Origin of the sequence: Rothia sp. CCM 9418, assembly GCF_048512825.1 — a bacterium.
Classification (GTDB): Bacteria; Actinomycetota; Actinomycetes; order Actinomycetales; family Micrococcaceae; genus Rothia.
This window is the reverse complement of record NZ_JBLXXX010000001.1, coordinates 494,906-512,165: the sequence shown is the minus strand read 5'-3', so window position 1 is coordinate 512,165 and position 17,260 is coordinate 494,906. Positions and strand designations below refer to the sequence as shown.

General features: G+C 46.6%; 11 protein-coding genes. 6 read left to right on the top strand and 5 right to left on the bottom strand.

Annotated features, from left to right (window positions below; all coding sequences use genetic code 11):
- Positions 1-3: 3 nt before the first annotated feature.
- From ACN083_RS02410 to ACN083_RS02400, 3 genes are all read right to left on the bottom strand, one after another.
- Positions 4-1,245: an acetylornithine deacetylase gene (locus tag ACN083_RS02410; RefSeq protein ID WP_419101231.1), complete on the bottom strand. Its 1,242-nt coding sequence runs from the start codon at positions 1,243-1,245 to the stop codon at positions 4-6.
- 97 nt (positions 1,246-1,342) lie between these two features.
- Complete coding sequence (locus tag ACN083_RS02405) at positions 1,343-1,882, bottom strand: flavin reductase family protein (RefSeq protein WP_419101230.1); 540 nt, start codon at positions 1,880-1,882, stop codon at positions 1,343-1,345.
- Between the two features lie 334 nt (positions 1,883-2,216).
- Positions 2,217-3,881, bottom strand: a complete 1,665-nt coding sequence (locus tag ACN083_RS02400) for an alpha-keto acid decarboxylase family protein (protein WP_419101229.1) — start codon at positions 3,879-3,881, stop codon at positions 2,217-2,219.
- 238 nt (positions 3,882-4,119) lie between these two features.
- On the opposite strand from ACN083_RS02400, the gene ACN083_RS02395 reads away from it, so the two are divergent.
- The 5 genes from ACN083_RS02395 to ACN083_RS02375 all read left to right on the top strand — a co-directional run bounded on the left by ACN083_RS02395 (position 4,120) and on the right by ACN083_RS02375 (position 9,758).
- Complete coding sequence (locus ACN083_RS02395; RefSeq protein WP_419101228.1) at positions 4,120-6,207, top strand: DUF6541 family protein; 2,088 nt, start codon at positions 4,120-4,122, stop codon at positions 6,205-6,207.
- A gap of 139 nt (positions 6,208-6,346) precedes the next feature.
- Positions 6,347-7,045: a glycosyltransferase family 2 protein gene (locus ACN083_RS02390; RefSeq protein ID WP_419101303.1), complete on the top strand. Its 699-nt coding sequence runs from the start codon at positions 6,347-6,349 to the stop codon at positions 7,043-7,045.
- Positions 7,045-7,476, top strand: a complete 432-nt coding sequence (locus tag ACN083_RS02385) for a DUF2304 domain-containing protein (protein WP_419101227.1) — start codon at positions 7,045-7,047, stop codon at positions 7,474-7,476. Before ACN083_RS02390 ends, ACN083_RS02385 begins: the two co-directional genes overlap by 1 nt.
- Entirely contained in the window at positions 7,473-8,351 is an 879-nt protein-coding gene (locus ACN083_RS02380) for a glycosyltransferase family 2 protein (protein ID WP_419101226.1), read from the top strand. The genes ACN083_RS02385 and ACN083_RS02380 overlap by 4 nt, the downstream gene beginning before the upstream one ends.
- A gap of 87 nt (positions 8,352-8,438) precedes the next feature.
- A complete protein-coding gene (locus tag ACN083_RS02375) occupies positions 8,439-9,758 on the top strand; it encodes a hypothetical protein (protein ID WP_419101225.1) in 1,320 nt (439 codons plus the stop codon).
- Here ACN083_RS02375 and ACN083_RS02370 read toward each other — a convergent pair.
- Together ACN083_RS02370 and ACN083_RS02365 are read right to left on the bottom strand one after the other, a co-directional pair.
- Positions 9,755-10,750 carry a glycosyltransferase family 2 protein gene (locus ACN083_RS02370; protein ID WP_419101224.1) on the bottom strand — a complete coding sequence of 332 codons (996 nt, stop codon included), beginning with the start codon at positions 10,748-10,750 and terminating at the stop codon, positions 9,755-9,757. The two genes, ACN083_RS02375 and ACN083_RS02370, sit on opposite strands and share 4 nt — an antisense overlap.
- Positions 10,751-10,900: 150 nt before the next feature.
- Positions 10,901-11,875, bottom strand: a complete 975-nt coding sequence (locus tag ACN083_RS02365; RefSeq protein ID WP_419101302.1) for a glycosyltransferase family 2 protein — start codon at positions 11,873-11,875, stop codon at positions 10,901-10,903.
- A 361-nt stretch (positions 11,876-12,236) separates the two neighbouring features.
- Between ACN083_RS02365 and ACN083_RS02360 the strand changes: the two genes are divergently transcribed.
- Positions 12,237-17,096, top strand: a complete 4,860-nt coding sequence (locus tag ACN083_RS02360; RefSeq protein WP_419101223.1) for an NAD-glutamate dehydrogenase — start codon at positions 12,237-12,239, stop codon at positions 17,094-17,096.
- Positions 17,097-17,260: the final 164 nt, after the last annotated feature.

Sequence of the window (17,260 nt, the reverse complement as noted above, 5' to 3'; positions counted from 1 at the left end):
AACCTACTCAACTGGGCGCGAAGAATACTGCACAACACGAAGCATAAACTGCTCACACAAACGAATTTGCGAAAGATCAATCCACTCATTAGGAGTATGAGCCTGAGCAATATCACCCGGACCAATAATGACAGCGCTAATACCAGCCTGCTGAAACTGACCAGCTTCCGTACCATACGTAACACGAACTAAATCAGTATGATCGTCATACTCTTGACCAACCCACTCAAACCCTAAAGAAACCAGTGGATGATCCTCTGGGGTATCTAGCCCCGGAACCGCTGCAATCAACTCATGATTCACCGAAACCTGAGACGACAAAGAACCTTCTGGCACACCCGATAGACGTTCTGCACGCTGGGCTTTTTGTATCATCCTCGGAAGAATATCATTGAAAAGTTTATCCTCAACCGATGCAATAACTTCTTCACGGTTCGTTGCAGGAATCGTGCGGAAATCATATTCCACCACAACGTTCTCTCCCACAATGTTGTACTGCAAACCACCCTGCACAAAATTTGCACCCGCAGTAGAAGTCGGAGTCACAAAACCCTCGTCAAAAGGCCCATCTTCGAGCCACTGCTGCGCCAACTGCTCAATAAACACAATGAACTCGGCGGCCGAAGCAACAGCATTGACCCCATGAGGAGCCAACGATGCATGTTTAGCGATGCCATGAAAAGTAGCACGACCACGATGAGCCGACTTATGCGCCACAATAACCTGCATTGAAGACGGCTCACCAACTACCGCATACTCAGGGCGAACACCACGTTCTGCAAGCTCCGCAATCATACGAGGGGCACCCAAACACCCAATTTCCTCGTCATACGAGAACGCAAAATGTAAAGGCTTCACTAAACGTTGCTGATCAATCCGTTCAAGAAGCCACAACGCTACCCCGATAAAAGACTTCATATCAGCAACACCACGACCATAAAGGCGATCGCCTACTACCGTCGCGCAGAACGGGTCAGTATCCCAACGCTGTCCTTGAACAGGAACCACATCGGTATGAGCGCTAAGAACAACACCACCTTGGCACGTTCCATCTGCTGCAGGAATCGTGACATACATATTGGCGCGCTCGCCATCATCGCTATAGGTATACCACGGGGTATAACCGTATTTGAGAAATTCTTGCGCAATGAGCTCTAAAAGGACGGCATTAGAAGTTTCAGAAATCGTAGGAATCGCAATAACTTTTTGAATCCAAGGCAACGAATCGGGAAGTGTTGACATCATGAGTCCTCAATCAATTGGTGGTCTGTGTATATCCAGTCTAAAAGGAATTCAGAAATAGTTTTCTAAACTTCTCTGAAAATATGTGTGCGAGGCAGGACTATATTTCGTAAAAGTCGCCTAAGCGGTGGAACTTACGGGCGTGATACACCACCGGCGTCATTGTTGTAGTGTCATGACGAATAAAATCTGTGACGGTTGCAGTTAAAACAACCGCTGGGTCTGCTTCAATTTTCTGAAGAGGTTTCACTCTTAGAACACGGTTAAACCCCTGCAAAAGAGGTTCACCCGTGGGGAGAGTGTCCCACGTTGTTCTATCCTCAAACTTGGGGTATCTGCTGGTTGCAAATTTCTTCGCAACCTCAACATTCTCCCCACTAACTAAATGAATGAGAAAGGACTCCGAATCGACGATTCTAGCTGCAGAACCGGTTCTATTCTGAAAAGAAAAAGCAACAACAGGAGGTGTTGCTGACACCGAAGAAAGAGAAGAAATAGTCAGCCCAGCTGGAAACCCCTGCTGATCTTGTGCCGTAATGATGGCAACTGCTGCTGCCTGAGCTCCAAAACACTCACAAAAAAGTTCTGCTGGAGTCTTTGAAGAAAATACGTGCGATGTAGGTGCTAACTGTGTGCTCATGGCTATCAATCTTTCTTTTGCGGCTGCAAGGTGATACGGGTAAGCCTAAAGGCACAAAGCAGAATGCGCGAGGTTATGTCGTTTTGTGTAAATGAGGGCGTTCTATGACGAATATGACGAGGGTGTAACGTCATATTGCTAGTGCGTCGTATGAATTGTCTAGAGAAGTATCCATCCTAAATTTTTTTGTAATTACATACTAAAACCGCATATCTGCAACGGCAGAAAACAAGGTTTCACTCAGGAACACTCTCTTAACGGTTCAGGCCTGCTATCTGCGCACAGATAGCGGGCCTGAACTGTATACAAGAAAAATAATGTATTTGATTAGTGTTTATGCCTTTTTATGCATTTCTTCAACGAGTGCGCCAAAGTCTCTCAATAACTGAGGCATATCATTCTTATCGGTCACAACCTCAACAAAAACTAATCGATCTCGAACCTCGCGTGCCACCGTACATGCGTGAACAATCTCCTCAGAGGTCGTCGCCTTCAAAATGATGGAATTCTCTTCCGTTGCCCCAAAACCTTCTGGAATCTTCTGCCAGTTATAAGCAGTAATATCGTTATATTGAGCCTCTGGCCCATGAATAGAACGCTCAATCGTATAACCCTCATTATTGACAACGAAGATAACAGGATTAAGATTCTCACGAATAATAGTTCCCAACTCCTGAATCGTTAACTGAGCAGAACCATCACCGACGAGAAGAACACCTCGCGAATCACGGTCAGCCATCGCCGCACCTAATAATGCAGGAATCGAATAGCCAATAGAGCCCCACAATGGCATGCCAATAAAACGAGAATCTTCAGGAAACTTCTGATGAGCCATACCGAAGAACGACGTGCCCATATCAACAACCACAGTGTTCTTTGTGTCCAAATGCTGAGGAAGAAGAGACCATAACTGGTGCTGAGTCAAAGGCTCAGAATTTACCTCCACCGAACTATCAGAGGCAAGAATCGACGAAAAATCTGCTGGTAAAGCACCAACCTCCGTAGCAACTTCACGAATAATATTCAAAGCATCAGCAATAGTTAGCGGGGCAAATACAGCACCAGCAACAGTCGCTCCCTGCGCACCTAAATCAATCACCCGAGAAGAGTCAATTTGCTGAGAAAAATGCGCTGAAGTCATATCGGTAAATTCCACACCCGAACAGATGAGAACCTCAGCTTCCTCAACAACACGACGAGTATTCTCGTCAGACAACGCACCAATGTAAATGCCAGCATAATTCGGCAACGTCTCATCAATCATTGCCTTACCCCACAGAATAGACGCAAAAGGGAATCCTGTGGAGGTTACAAGAGCGTTAAGCTCACTGACTGCACCAAGACGCTCTGTCATAATATCGGCAAGAACAGCAGTCTTCTTGCCACGTATAAAATCTCTCACTGCATGACGGAACTGATCTTCAACCTCAGGATCAGAAAGACGCAAATTCACATCAAGAGGGGTACTGGGAGCGCTTGCTGGAACACGAGCAACATCCACAGGAACCATGAGATAACCAGGCTTACGGTGAACGATAGCTTCGCGTAAAACACGATCAATATCGCTCGTTGCAGTCGCTCTATCTAGAACAGCTACCGAATAATTCACTTCTCTAGCCATGCGCACAAAATGGTTAAAATCCCCATCGCCCAAGGTGTGGTGCATACGTCCATGCTGTTGCTGAGCCGTTGTGCCCGGCGCTCCAACAATATGAATAACGGGAACATTCTCGGCATAAGAGCCAGCCGTCGCATTAATGGCAGATAACTCCCCAACACCGTAGGTGGTGCATAAAACACCTAAACCACGTACGCGAGCATACCCGTCGGCAGCGTACCCAGCGTTAAGTTCATTAGCGTTACCAACCCACGAAAGTTTTTCGTGTTCAAGGACATGATCCAGAAAATGTAAATTGAAATCTCCTGGAACACCAAAGATATCGGTGATACCCAATTCGACTAGTCGATCAAGCAGATAATGACCTACGGTATAAGACATCAGAATAAACTCCTAAACCTAAAATAAAGTGTGGTAACGCATATCGCTTCTAACGATAGCGGTCATACCTCCGATAAACCACCTGCTTTTCGAGAAAGAACTCGCAAATAACACGAGAAAACAGTGTGTTTTGCCTCAGAATCTAAGGCTTTTGTCTTTTCCGCAATAACGAACAGAATGCATATTGTAGGCTGTATAAACAGCTCATTAATAACGCACAGCAAGGAGAATGCAAACTATGGTCTGGCTGGTTACTGCAGTGCCATTTCTCATAGGAATAGCGCTTATTCTGCTACCAGGTCTTTTTGTTACCTCTGCACTGCGTCTTCGTGGTATCGATGCGATAGCTATCGCGCCTTCTGTCTCGATTGCACTCATTACCATTAGCGCAATGATTGCGCCGCTTATAGGACTGCCTTGGAACGTTGGTATTCCCTTAGGCTTTTCCTTGCTGGTAGCTTTTACCCTTGGCGTTATCTATGCTCTTATCCGCTATCTTCGATGCGAAGACTTCCCTGCAACAGTGCGAAGCAAACGAGCTTTGACTATAACCAAAGGTGCTGGGATTACAGCGCCAGCACTTACACTGCAACGGTGGATTAGTAAAGAACAAGCGCTCTATTGGGGTAGCTTCCTGATAGGGGCGCTATTACTTCTGCGGAATACTAAAAATGCTATTGGGCGTCCCGAATGGATTTCGCAAACTTTTGATAATAACTTTCACCTGAACGCTATTCGCTATATAGAACAAACCCAGAACGGGTCGTCTCTATCTATTGCGGGGATGACTTCTGGAGACGGTGACGTATTTTTCTACCCTGCTGCATGGCACGATGTTGTCTCACTGATTTTCCAGCTTTCTGGAACAACCATACCCATCGCAACTAATACGATGGCATTGGTGACTTGTGCAATTATCTGGCCACTGAACCTCGTGATGCTCATGAGGAGCATATATCGTTTTAACGCTGCAGCGGTCATGAGTGTTGGTGCTCTTGGTGCAGCTTTTACCGCGTACCCTGTATTACTCCTAAATTTTGGTGTGCTCTACCCCAATCTTCTGGGAATAGCTCTTATTCCTTCGGGTCTTGCTCTAATTATTCAAATACTGCGTATTACAGGAATACGTCTGCTGAACACCGCTCAGAGCCTGCTATTAGGCATTTTCTGTGCGTTAGGAATTGCACTATCACACCCAAACGCGATTATGTCACTCTTTGTGATTGCGTTGCCATTAGTACTTGTGCGGATGGTTTTGCAAATAATTTGTTTATCGAAGGGTGCACTGAGCAGATGGGTTTTCTGCGTGCAAATGGCATCTTTAGGCGCTGTTCTTGCGGTCGTTAATATCCTGTGGGGGATTGTGCGTCCCTCTAAAGAAGCTGGAGAAATCTGGGGCCCTCATATTAGTCAAGCTCAAGGTTATGGAGAAGCCTTAACGAACGCCGAGATTAATAACATCCCTCAATGGTTTATCACGATTATATTTCTCGTAGGAATCTACGCGCTGTTGCGCCGCAAAGACCGGAATCTGTGGCTTCTTCTGTCGTGGTCTTTTGTCGCATTTTTCTATAGTGCTGCACGATCTCTCCCCTGGGACCAAGACCGTTACTGGGTTGTTGGCATCTGGTATCACGACTCTTACCGGTTAGCAGCACTCTTGCCTATTGTCGTGATCCCCATTGCTGTATGGGGTATTCAATACATGACACAGAACTTCTACCAGAGTGTTCTATGGTCTAAATTGATACACGTTCTAGAAAACGCTATAAAGAACACGTCACGACGGAAAGAAACTCTAGAATCTCAAGCTCGTATCGTATCGACAGCAGTAGTTCTATGTGCTGTTATTTATGGCGGGCAAACTGCTCAAGCTCTTACCCGTCAGATTGAAGATAGTTTCTGGTTCTACGCGCCTACTCACGATTCTCGACTGCTGACGACTGATGAAATAGAAATTCTTAAAACCTTGGACGACTATGTTCCAGCAGATAACGAAATTATTGTGCAACCCTATACAGGCTCTGCTTTAGCCTATGCTTTAGCAGATCGAAAAGTTACCGCTTATCACACCATTTATGTTGAAGAGCCTGAGGTTAAATACATACAAGAACACCTCAATCAGGCTAAAGATGACCCGAAAGTGTGCCGTATTATTAAAAAAGATAGAATGAATTACTATCTTGACTTCGGAAAACAAGAAGTTAACGGTGACGACCATACGCATCGTTATCAAGGATTTGAGAATCTCAAGAACTCGGGAATACTCTCTGAAGTTCACCGTCAAGGTAATGCTATTCTCTATCGAATCACTGCCTGTAACTAGCGGTATATGAGGGAAATGAACTGTTACACTGAGTAACGATTCACAGAGAACACCCCTCATTTCCATTGCACACACTGGGAGCAAATTTTTGACGAATACACCTTCATCTGATGTGACGCCTCAACGCGTCCTCGTCATCATGCCCGCTTGGAATGAAGAAACAACTATTGGGCAGAGTATTCGTGAACTACGCGAGACAGCGCCGTGGGTAGACCTCGTCGTGATCAACGATGGTTCTACTGATAAAACTAGTGCGATTGCAAAATCACATGGAGCGTTCGTTATAGATCTTCCCTTCAATATGGGTGTAGGTGCTGCCATGCGAACTGGTTATAAATATGCTCAACGCATGGGATACGATATCGCCTTGCAAATGGATTCTGATGGACAGCACCCACCAGAATATATTGATGTTCTTATCAAAGGACTAGAACAAGCTGACATTGTTATTGGTTCGCGTTTTCAAGGAAATAGTACGTATAAAGTTTCTGGTCCGAGAAAATGGGCGATGGGAATCCTATCTTTTATGTTCTCCCGTATTTCTGGAGAACAATTTACAGACGTTACTAGCGGGTTCCGTGCTGTGAATCGTAGAGGTATCGCTCAATATTGTGATTTCTTCCCTGCCGAATATCTTGGTGACACCATAGATTCTACGGTGATGGCGATTCGTTCGGGATGTAAAGTCGTTCAGGTTCCGGTTCAGATGCGTGAGAGGCAGGGGGGAGAACCCTCTTCAGGGCCTCTCAAATCTGCTATTTATCTGATTCGTTCGTTCTTTGCTTTCGGTATTTCCATGACACGACGAAAAACAGAGCCAGCGGGAAAGGATAACTAATGCCATCTAACGTGTTCTTTTTATTTCTTTCTCTTGTTGTCTTCTTGATGGTGATTACTCAGGTGCGTAATCAGAAGATGAAAGAGAAATATGCGGCGTTATGGCTTGTTATCTCAGCTGTTATTATCGTCCTTGCGCTATTCCCCGATGTTCTTCTTCGCCTTGCGGAGTTTACAGGTGTGGTTGTGCCTGTGAACCTACTGTTTTTATTAGCAATTATGATGCTTATTGCGGTGTGTTTGCACTTGAGTTTTGAAGTGTCAAAATTATCAGATGAGACGAGAACCTTAGCAGAAGAAATAGCGATACTGAAAGCTACCGTAGATCAGGGTAGTCCTCAACAGGTGCAAGAACGCTACACTTCAAAGAAAACAGCTCAGAGCACTTCTTCTAAGAAGTGCAACCTTAATAACTCACAGGAGAAAAAATGACGACCGTTGATGTGCTTTTTCCGTACTACGGTGATGTGGACTTTATGAAACAAGCGGTGCGTTCCGTTTTGGGTCAGACGAACCCTCATTGGCGTCTTGTTGTAGTTGATGATGGTTACCCCGATGACTCTATCCCTGGATGGTTTGAGTCCCTTAACGATGAACGTATTACCTATATGCGCAATGAAAAGAACCTCGGCGCAAACGGTAACTATACTAAGGCTCTGAGCTTTGTTGAAAATGAACTGGTAACGGTGATGGGAGCTGACGACGTGATGCTTCCAAACTATATTGATTGGTTTATTGAAGCTGCGCAGGAGCATCCTCAAGCTCAGATTTTTCAGCCTGGTTGTGTTGTGATTGATGAAAATAATGCATTGTCGAACACTTTAGTGGAGAAAACAAAAGCTTATTATCGACCTAACACTTCAACGGAGCTTTCTGGTGAAGAACTAGCTGTATCGATTCTTCGTGGCGATTGGTTGTACTTCCCCTCTCTTGGATGGCGTGCTGAGACTATTGTTGGTCTTGGGTTCCGAGAAGGGCTCAATGTTGTTCAAGATATGGCGTTAGTCCTTGATGTTGCGATGAGTGGTGGGTCGTTATACTACGACGAGGCTGTTGCTTTTATGTACCGTCGTCATAAGGCATCTGACTCTTCTTGGCGTGCTCTTGAAGGAACACGTTTTGATGAGGAGAGGACATATTTTGAGACCATTGCACAAGAGATGTCTGCTTTAGGTTGGAAGAAAGCAGCTATGGTTGCTCGTGTTCATTTCTCATCTCGTATGCATGCTTTGACGTTGTTGCCTCAGGCTACGATGGCGAAGAAATGGAATGGTGTGAAGAATCTTGTCAATCATCTGGTGAAGTAGAGATGATGTTATTGTGCCGGTAAGGTTTAAACCTTGCCGGCACTAGTATATATTCCTGATAAGTTATGAAAGTGTAGAGTGTTATCGGTGGTCAAACAACAATCAAAAGAACCCCCAGCATCTACCGATCAACCTACTCCCCAAACATCTATTACGCGTAAGGAATCTAGCGCTATCCTCGGTGCGTCTGTTCTTTCTGCACTCTCAGCGTTCCTTGCTACAGTCATTGCAAAACATGCACTACCTAGCGCTGACGTACCAGAATTTTTAGTGTTTTGGGCGTTGCTCTTTGGTATTTACGGAATCATTGGAGGTATTGCCTCAGAGGCCACCCGCGCTGTCGGAGCTGCTCAACTTAACCCACCTGCAACACCTGGCGCCCGCCCTGCTGTTATCGCTTTAGGGATAGGTCTTGGTGTTGCCATCATCGTGACGGCAACATCAGGTATTTGGATTCATTACTTTCTTTCTCAAGACCCCCAGTTTACTCTCGTCGCCATTGCGTTAGCTACGGTTCTATATGCTGTTCAGGTTGCTCTAAGCGGTAATGCTGCAGGCCAGAAAAAATGGTATCTTATGGCAACCATTAACGGCGGAGAGGCTACTTGGCGTTTCGTGAGCATGCTTGTTGTCGGTCTTCTTGCCGGATACCTTTGGGGTCTTGAAGCTGCTGTTATTTCGCCAGCATTACTCTGGATAGTCCTTGCTATATGTTCTTCTCATGCCCGTTCTGCCTTAGGGGCCAGAGGTGATGTTCCTGCAAAAACGCTCACCATAAACACCCTTATCGCAATGGGATCAGCCGGCGCATCGGCTGCTCTTACCACAGGCTTCCCCCTCATGATGAAAGCCACTGAAGGAGCATCTTCTGGTACGCACTCAGATATGGTGCTAGGAGCGCTTATTCTGGCTATTTCGATTACTCGTTCACCTATTATGATTCCGCTCCAAGCTTTTCAAGGAGTGGCAATTTCTCTCTTTATCAAGCATCAACATCGTCCTCTTCAAGCCATCGCCCGACCTGCTGGTGCTCTTCTCGGGGTGGGTGCTATTGGGGCAATCGCAGCTTATCTGATAGGGCCGTTCCTCTTCTTGGCGATTTATCATCCCAAACCAGAAGAAACTGTGGCGTACCAAGAAGTCGCCCAAGGACATATCCTCGCCCTGCTAACCTTTGCTTCAGCTATTATGGCGCTCTTAGTTCTTTCTGGAACACTTGTACTGGCAACAAACCTGCACCGAATCTATATTCTCGGGTGGGTTGGGGCGGCGTGTATTTCCCTCGGGTTACTTTTCTTACCTTTGCCGCTTATGGTGAGAGTGCTGATATCGCTTTTTGTCGGCCCCCTCAGCGGATTTAGTATTCACCTCATTGGAGCATGGCTGAACGCACGCGTGAGTCGCTAAAGCCCATAGGTTCTCTTGACATAGGCGCGATACACTACCCGATACAACGGTGGGCATAATTTTAGTAAAGTGGCAGCCGCACAAAAAATAGGATTAATAGAAATAATCTGATAAATCTGTGACCACCGAATCAGTTGACGATTACGAGATAGAATTTCACGTCCCTGAGCAGTGTCATTAAAAATTGCTTGCTGTGAGCTATTAAGAAAAGTGATAATCCACGAAACATCGTAAGCCTTACGCCCTTGAACGGTGTTCAGGCGTTCCCCTAATAGCTCTGCTTGAGCTTGCATGAGAGCTAAGCTTTCTTCTACAGGGGTAATACGTCCCCACGAAAGACCGGTCGACTCCATAAAATACTCATATTGGACTTCTGGAGTTGCTACAACCGTCTGAGCGTTAAGACATAATGCCAAGGTGACAAGGGCGTCTTCTCCACGATGAATATCTGGGCAGAAACGAACATTTTCAAAAAGAGAACTACGAATGATTTTGTCGCACAAATAAGGAGTGATTCTTCCACCTTGAAGAAGACGATAAGCGGCTTCTTGTCCTAGGAAAGTCTCTGTTGGTTGGGTTGGGCGTGGGGTAACGGAACCATCTGGTTTAGCAATAGCTAAAACACTGGTCACAATATCGGCATCATAGCGCTCCGTATAAGAATGCAAAGATTCTAAAAAATGCGGGCGATATGTATCATCTGAATCAAGAAAAGCAACCCATTGCCCCCGAATATGCTCCAGCCCCTGGTTGCGTGTTCGTGAAACCCCCTGATTCTGCGCATTATTGAAAAAACGTAGCCTTGGATCAGGATTGTGGTGAAGAAATTGTTCAATAACCTGCGCCGAATGATCAGTTGCTCCATCTACGAGTATCAGCAACTCAAAATCAGGGTCACTTTGAGCGAGCACCGATTGAATAGAAGATATAACACGTTCAGCAGTGTTATACACCGGCATAATGATGGATGTGCGAGGAGCAGAAAAGCTCATGCAAAAGTTCCTCACGGGTAGGAAACAAAATATCGACAGCACACATTATATCCTTCACCGCTTGAAACAAAGGATGCGTCATGCAGAACCTTAAAAGTTATAGCGGACATCAGGGAGTACTACATCTGAGCAGTGTAAGCCCAAAGAGACTTAGTCAATTCCATACGCTCGTTGAACATAACGGGTATAAAACGTCTGGTAGACCTTCGGCGAAAGCTTAAATAAGAATGCGGCAGCACCAAAAACTGGACGTGTTCTAAGAGCTCGTACAACAATATGCCACGCTAATGCCTGTTGGCATTGTTTCAAATAATTGGGAGCGTTGGAAACACCTAAACGCAGAGCACTTTGTGCTCCATTGAGAAAAGCTAGACACCATGTAACGGCAAGAGCGTCCTGCTCTTGCTTGCTCCCTTGATGTATTTGAGTATTTTCTTTGAGATAGCTTATATACCGGTACATTTCTTGTATGGGCGGTACAGACCCCCACGTGACAGAATGCGGGTTCACGCTATAGAGGCATAATGATTCTTCAATAAAGCGCACTTTACGCGCTTTTTGATAAATCGGAATAATGTAGGCGGCATCTTCAATACGGTTAATAGTGGGGAAGGTGTGTCCAGTTGCGGTGCTGGCACGAAAAATTTTGTCCCACACATAGGGTGTTGTTTCGTCGCGTAGAAGTTTGAGCATCGCCTCATGTCCCGTGAATATTCCAGTTTTTCCGCGGAGTCGGGTGCGTTGGTTTCCGTCTCGTGTGACGACATCATGAGCGCAGACAACAACGTCTATTTCATCGTTCGTCCAGTGATGCATTCTTTCAAGAAAAGTTGGTGTGAAGGCATCGTCTGAGTCTAAGAAGGCAAGCCATTGTCCGCGAGCTTGAGAAAGTCCTCGGTTGCGAGTTTCGGATAATCCAATGTTCTGTTCGTTGAGGAAGTAGCGTACCCGTGAATCATTAACTTTTTTGAGGTGCTCTGTGATGATGTGATCAGCGTGGTCTGGGGAGGCGTCGTTAACGATGATGAGTTCAAAATCTGGGTCTGTCTGATGCAGAACACTATCGATGGCACGGATAACCGCATGAGCGGTGTTGTAGACCGGCATAATAATGGTAGTTCGCACAGTCAATGAGTGCCCCCTTATCTCAAAAGTACATGTACCCATGATTATAGGTGTTTTTAGAGTGTAGCTTGGACTTTAGAGGAGCTCTCTCATATCTCGTGATGTGGCAAGGTCTTGTGGTTGGGTGTCTTCTGAGGAATGTCAGTAGCGAATAAAAGTGTTACAGACTTTAATGCTTCTTGGTTATTCTAAAATATGGGGTTATCTAGCTGATACGTTAGTTTTTTTAATTTTCTTCACGAGAGCACTCTAGGGGTTTTGTGTTAGTGGAGTCACGTTATAAGGTATTACCTATAACACGCACACTCAGCGTGTTGACCATATCACAAAGGTGTGATTGTACTACTACCGGAGGCATATTTTGCACGCTCGCGACGACGCATCACCAGAACAACTGACCACCCCAACATGGATCGATCAGTATTACCAATACACCTCTACAGAGGCAGAAGGAAATAACGTTCACAACCGCCAACGTCTCGCCCAAGAACACCGACGTCTATCACAGACCCGTCAACACGGCGAATCCCTCGTCAACACGCTACAGGACGAAACCTCCACCACATTACTCATCACCACCGATGATATGAGCTACCTCGTCAGCTCCATCACCGCCGAAATTGCCGCAAACTACGGCGGTATTGCAACATTGAACCACCCCACCTTCATCGCTGAACGAGACCATAACGGAACACTCATCAGCCTAGAAGGAACAGGCGTAGAACAACCGGTCGTCAGCGGAGACACCGCAGTGTTACCCGTACTAGACCAAAAAATACCCTCGAACGGCAACACACTCACCGTAGAATCATGGATATCCATCCAGCTCATCAAAACTCTTGACCCACAAACACAACAAGAACTCACAACACGTATTCACCAGATTCTCAAAAATGTACGTAGCGCCGTTACGGACGCTGACGCCATGTCACAACACGTACAAACCATCGCCCAACAACTCAGCGAGCGCACGAACACCACACAACAAACCTTTAGCGCCCATGACCCCATCCAAAAAATAAGCACTGCTCAAGAATTTCTTAACTGGTTAACCGAAGGAAACTTCTTGTTCTGGGGGATGGAAGAGCGGCGCATTAACCCCGCAACAGCAACACTAGAGACCTCACCGCAGAATCGTTTAGGAATCTTTACCCAAAGCCAAGAACATCACGTCGAACTACCTGACCTCGACATCACAACGGTATATTCCCAACAGCCATTACACATCACGAAAGCGTATTCTCGCTCAATCATTCACCGTCACGAGTATCTCGACTATATTGGTGTCAGCATTGTGGACGACTCCGGTGCAATCATCGGGGAGCACGTTATCTTAGGGTTGTTCTCTGCTCAAGCGTATACACTGCCAGCTACACAAACTCCATTGATACGAGAACGTATTAATTCTATTCGTCACCGACTCGGGTTCCACTGCTCATCCCATTCAGAAAAAACTCTTACCGGAATGATCGAGCAGTACCCTAGAACAGAACTGTTCCACACCAACGTTGAAACTCTCAGCGAAACCTTCCGAGCTATCATGGGGCTTGAAGAACGACGCCTTACGAGGGTCTTTATCCGCCCCGATAGCTTAGGGCAGTTTATCTGTGCCGTTATTTTCTTACCGCGAGACCGTTATAACACTGGAGTCCGCCAACGAATCGAATCTGTTTTCTGCGAACAATTTGATGTCGCAGACATCGACTATGACGTACGTTTGTCGACTTCTTCCTTAGCTCGTCTTTTCCTTCGTATTCGGTTGAATCAACCCAATACGATCCTCGAGATTAACACTGAGGACGTCCAACAAAGAGTCCAACGAGCTGTGCGCTCATGGTCAGAAGCAACTGCTTCGGCACTAGAAAAAGCCCAACCAGAAGATAAAGCCCGTACGATTTCTCAGCTATGGGCTGATGCGGTTCCTGCAACCTATCGTGCCGACTATTCCGTTGAAGAAGCCGTCAACGATGTTGACATCTTTGAAGAGCTCTCAACACAACATAAAAAACCTGTAGCAGTCAGACTCTACACAAAAGATGGGCAAACTCGCCTCAAAACGTATCTCAATAGCCAACACACACTAACCGAACTGCTACCGGTTATGCAGAATATGGGGCTGATTGTAATCGACCAGCGACCCTACCGTATCACCCCTGCAGACGGGCGAGACTTTATCCTCTATGATTTCGGTGTGGTGTTCCCTGAAGGGATTGACGCACAAGAAGTCGTAGATGTTTACGAACAAGCATTAAGCTCATTCCTTCAAGGACGCCGTGAAACAGACACCCTTGACCGTCTCATTCTCAAAGAAAAAATGAGCTGGAAATATGTGACTGTTCTGCGCGCTTACACACACTACCTTGGTCAACTTGGATGCGGATTCACCCCAGAATTCATGTCCGACACGCTGCTAGGGTACCCTGCTGTTACGAGCCTACTTAACGAATTCTTCGCTATCAGCTTCGACCCGAAACGCCAGTACAACACTGACGAAGAACGAGAACAAGCACGTCAAAAAACATGGGAAGAGCTCCTCTTAGAACTTGGCAAGATACCAACTCTTGACGCAGACCGTTTTATGCGTTCAATGGCTACCGTTATCGCAGCTACTTTACGCACTAACGCGTACCTACCAGATGAGTTCCTCGCGCTAAAAGTCTCTCCCGAATACATTGATTTTGCGCCTTTGCCTCGACCTAAATTTGAAATCTACGTGTATTCTCCCCGAGTAGAAGGCGTGCACTTACGCTTCGGCTCCGTTGCACGCGGCGGACTCCGCTGGTCTGACCGCCGTGAAGACTTCCGCACTGAGGTCCTTGGACTTGTCAAAGCCCAGATGGTCAAGAACGCGGTTATCATCCCAACTGGAGCTAAAGGCGGGTTCTTCCCGAAACAGCTTCCTTCCCCAGCACAAAATCGTGACGCGTGGATTGCAGAAGGACGAGAATCCTACAAAATCTTTATTCGTGCGCTCCTCTCTGTAACCGACAACCTGCGTATCGATGAGAACGGCGTAGAACACATCATCCGCCCCGAAGGTATTATCGCTCGCGACGCAGACGACTACTACCTTGTTGTAGCCGCAGATAAAGGGACTGCAGCGTTCTCTGATACAGCTAATAGCATCAGCGAAGAATATGGATTCTGGCTTGGTGACGCGTTCGCGTCCGGCGGCTCTATCGGATACGACCATAAAGCAATGGGAATTACCGCAAAAGGCGCATGGGAATCTGTTAAACGTCACTTTGCCGAACTCGGTAAAGACTGCCAACAAGAAGAATTCACCGCAGTAGGTATTGGAGATATGAGCGGTGACGTCTTCGGTAACGGAATGATGCGCACACAAACAGTCAAACTCCTTGCCGCCTTTGACCACCGCGACATTTTCTTAGACCCCAACCCCGACCCCGAAACCTCTTTCAAAGAACGCGTACGCCTCTACGAATTACCACGCTCCTCGTGGCAGGATTACGACCGTTCACTCATATCTGAAGGCGGCGGAGTCTACTCTCGCGATAGTAAATCTATTCCGCTGACACCCCAAGTACGCTCCGCCCTAGGTATTGATGAGGACATTACAGAGATGTCACCACCTCAACTGCTTTCAGCTATTCTCAAAGCTCCCGTCGAACTCATCTACAACGGTGGTATCGGTACATATATTAAATCGTCTGCAGAAACTCACGCAGAAGTTGGCGACAAAACCAATGACGCACTTCGTATCAATGGTTGCCAAGTACGAGCCACCATTATCGGTGAAGGCGGAAACCTCGGAATGACCCAACGCGGCAGAATTGAAGCAGCAGAAGCAGGCGTACTTCTCAACACTGACGCTATTGACAACTCTGCCGGCGTAGAAACCTCCGACCGTGAAGTCAACATCAAAATCCTAATTGACCGACTCATCGCTCAAGGCAAACTATCGCCAGAGGAGAGAGCAACATTTATTGAAGCTCAACGGGAAGATGTGGGCCAACAAGTTCTTGAAACAAACCGTGAACAAAATGTTCTACTCCAAGCAGAACGGCACGGTGTTATCCCAGGGGTAAGCGCCTACATCCGACTCATCCACGACCTTGAAAAACATGCCGGACTGGTGCGTGAAGTAGAGTTCATCCCTGATGATGAACATATCCGCGAACGCTATGAACAGACCGGAATTACTCTCACTAGCCCTGAATTTTCAGTGCTTACCGCATACGTCAAAATGCACCTCACTGCGGAGCTTTGCAAAACATCTTTTGCAGAAGACCCCTATCTGCACCGTATTTTGCAAGAGTACTTCCCTCCAGCACTTGTAGAGCGATTCGGAGAAGACCTAAACACCCATCCGCTACGTCAAGAAATTATCTGCACGCGGGTTGCAAACCAGATAGTGAACACTGCTGGTATTACGCATGTCTTTAGGGTTCAAGAAGAAACAGGCGCCAGCGTAGACACTATCGCACGAGCCTTCTTCGTTGCCCGTGACCTTTTCGACATTGACAAGGCTTCTACCGTACACCGCGGACTTCCTGCACACACCCCGATTCAGGGTTGGCAGGCAACAATGCGAGACTGGCAACGCGTACTTGACCGTCTCGTACGCTGGTTTATCTCTGAGCGTTCTGTTGTTACAGGAGCACCAATCCTTGACATCATTAACACCTATTCAGAGGTTCTGCGACTGCGACGCAACCTCCCTGATTATCTTTCTGATAATTCTCGCGCTCGCGTTCGTGCTTTGCGCGAGCAGGGTGAGCAATGGGGTCTTCCTGAAGAATTGTTAGTTGTCTGGATTCGTGGTTTTGAAGGTTTCGCATTGATGGATGTGGTGCGGACTGCTCAGGCTCATCAACTCAGTGTTGATGCTGTTGCCCTGATTTACTTCTCGGTGTATGACCGTTTCGGAGTAGATTCTTTGTTGACGCTCATTAGCCGTCTGCCTCGTACTGACCGTTGGGAGATTCTTGCTCGTTCAGCTCTTCGCGATGACCTCTATGAGATTGCTGCTGGCCTTGCCCTAGCAATTTTGAAGGCTCAAGGTGAAAATGCCTCGGCTCGCTCGGTGGAACAAGGAGATTCTGCCGTTCAACAATGGGTCAAAGAACATCCTGTTCGTATGGAACGAGTTGATGACACTTTAGCTGAGGTGGTTCAGGCTGCTACTGGGTCTGATGGTCGCCCCCGTTTTGATGTGCTCTCTGTTGCGTTGCGTGCTTTGCGTGGTGCGTTGAGCTAACAGACACCGTGGTTCAGGTGTGGAAGTCATCGCTATTATTTTGATAAATAGCGATGACTTCCTTGCATTTGTTGATGTGCTAGCACCCTTGGAATGAATCACAATGCTACTCTAGAATAGTTATGTCTTTACAAAAGGACATATAGACACTATCCCCAGCAAGG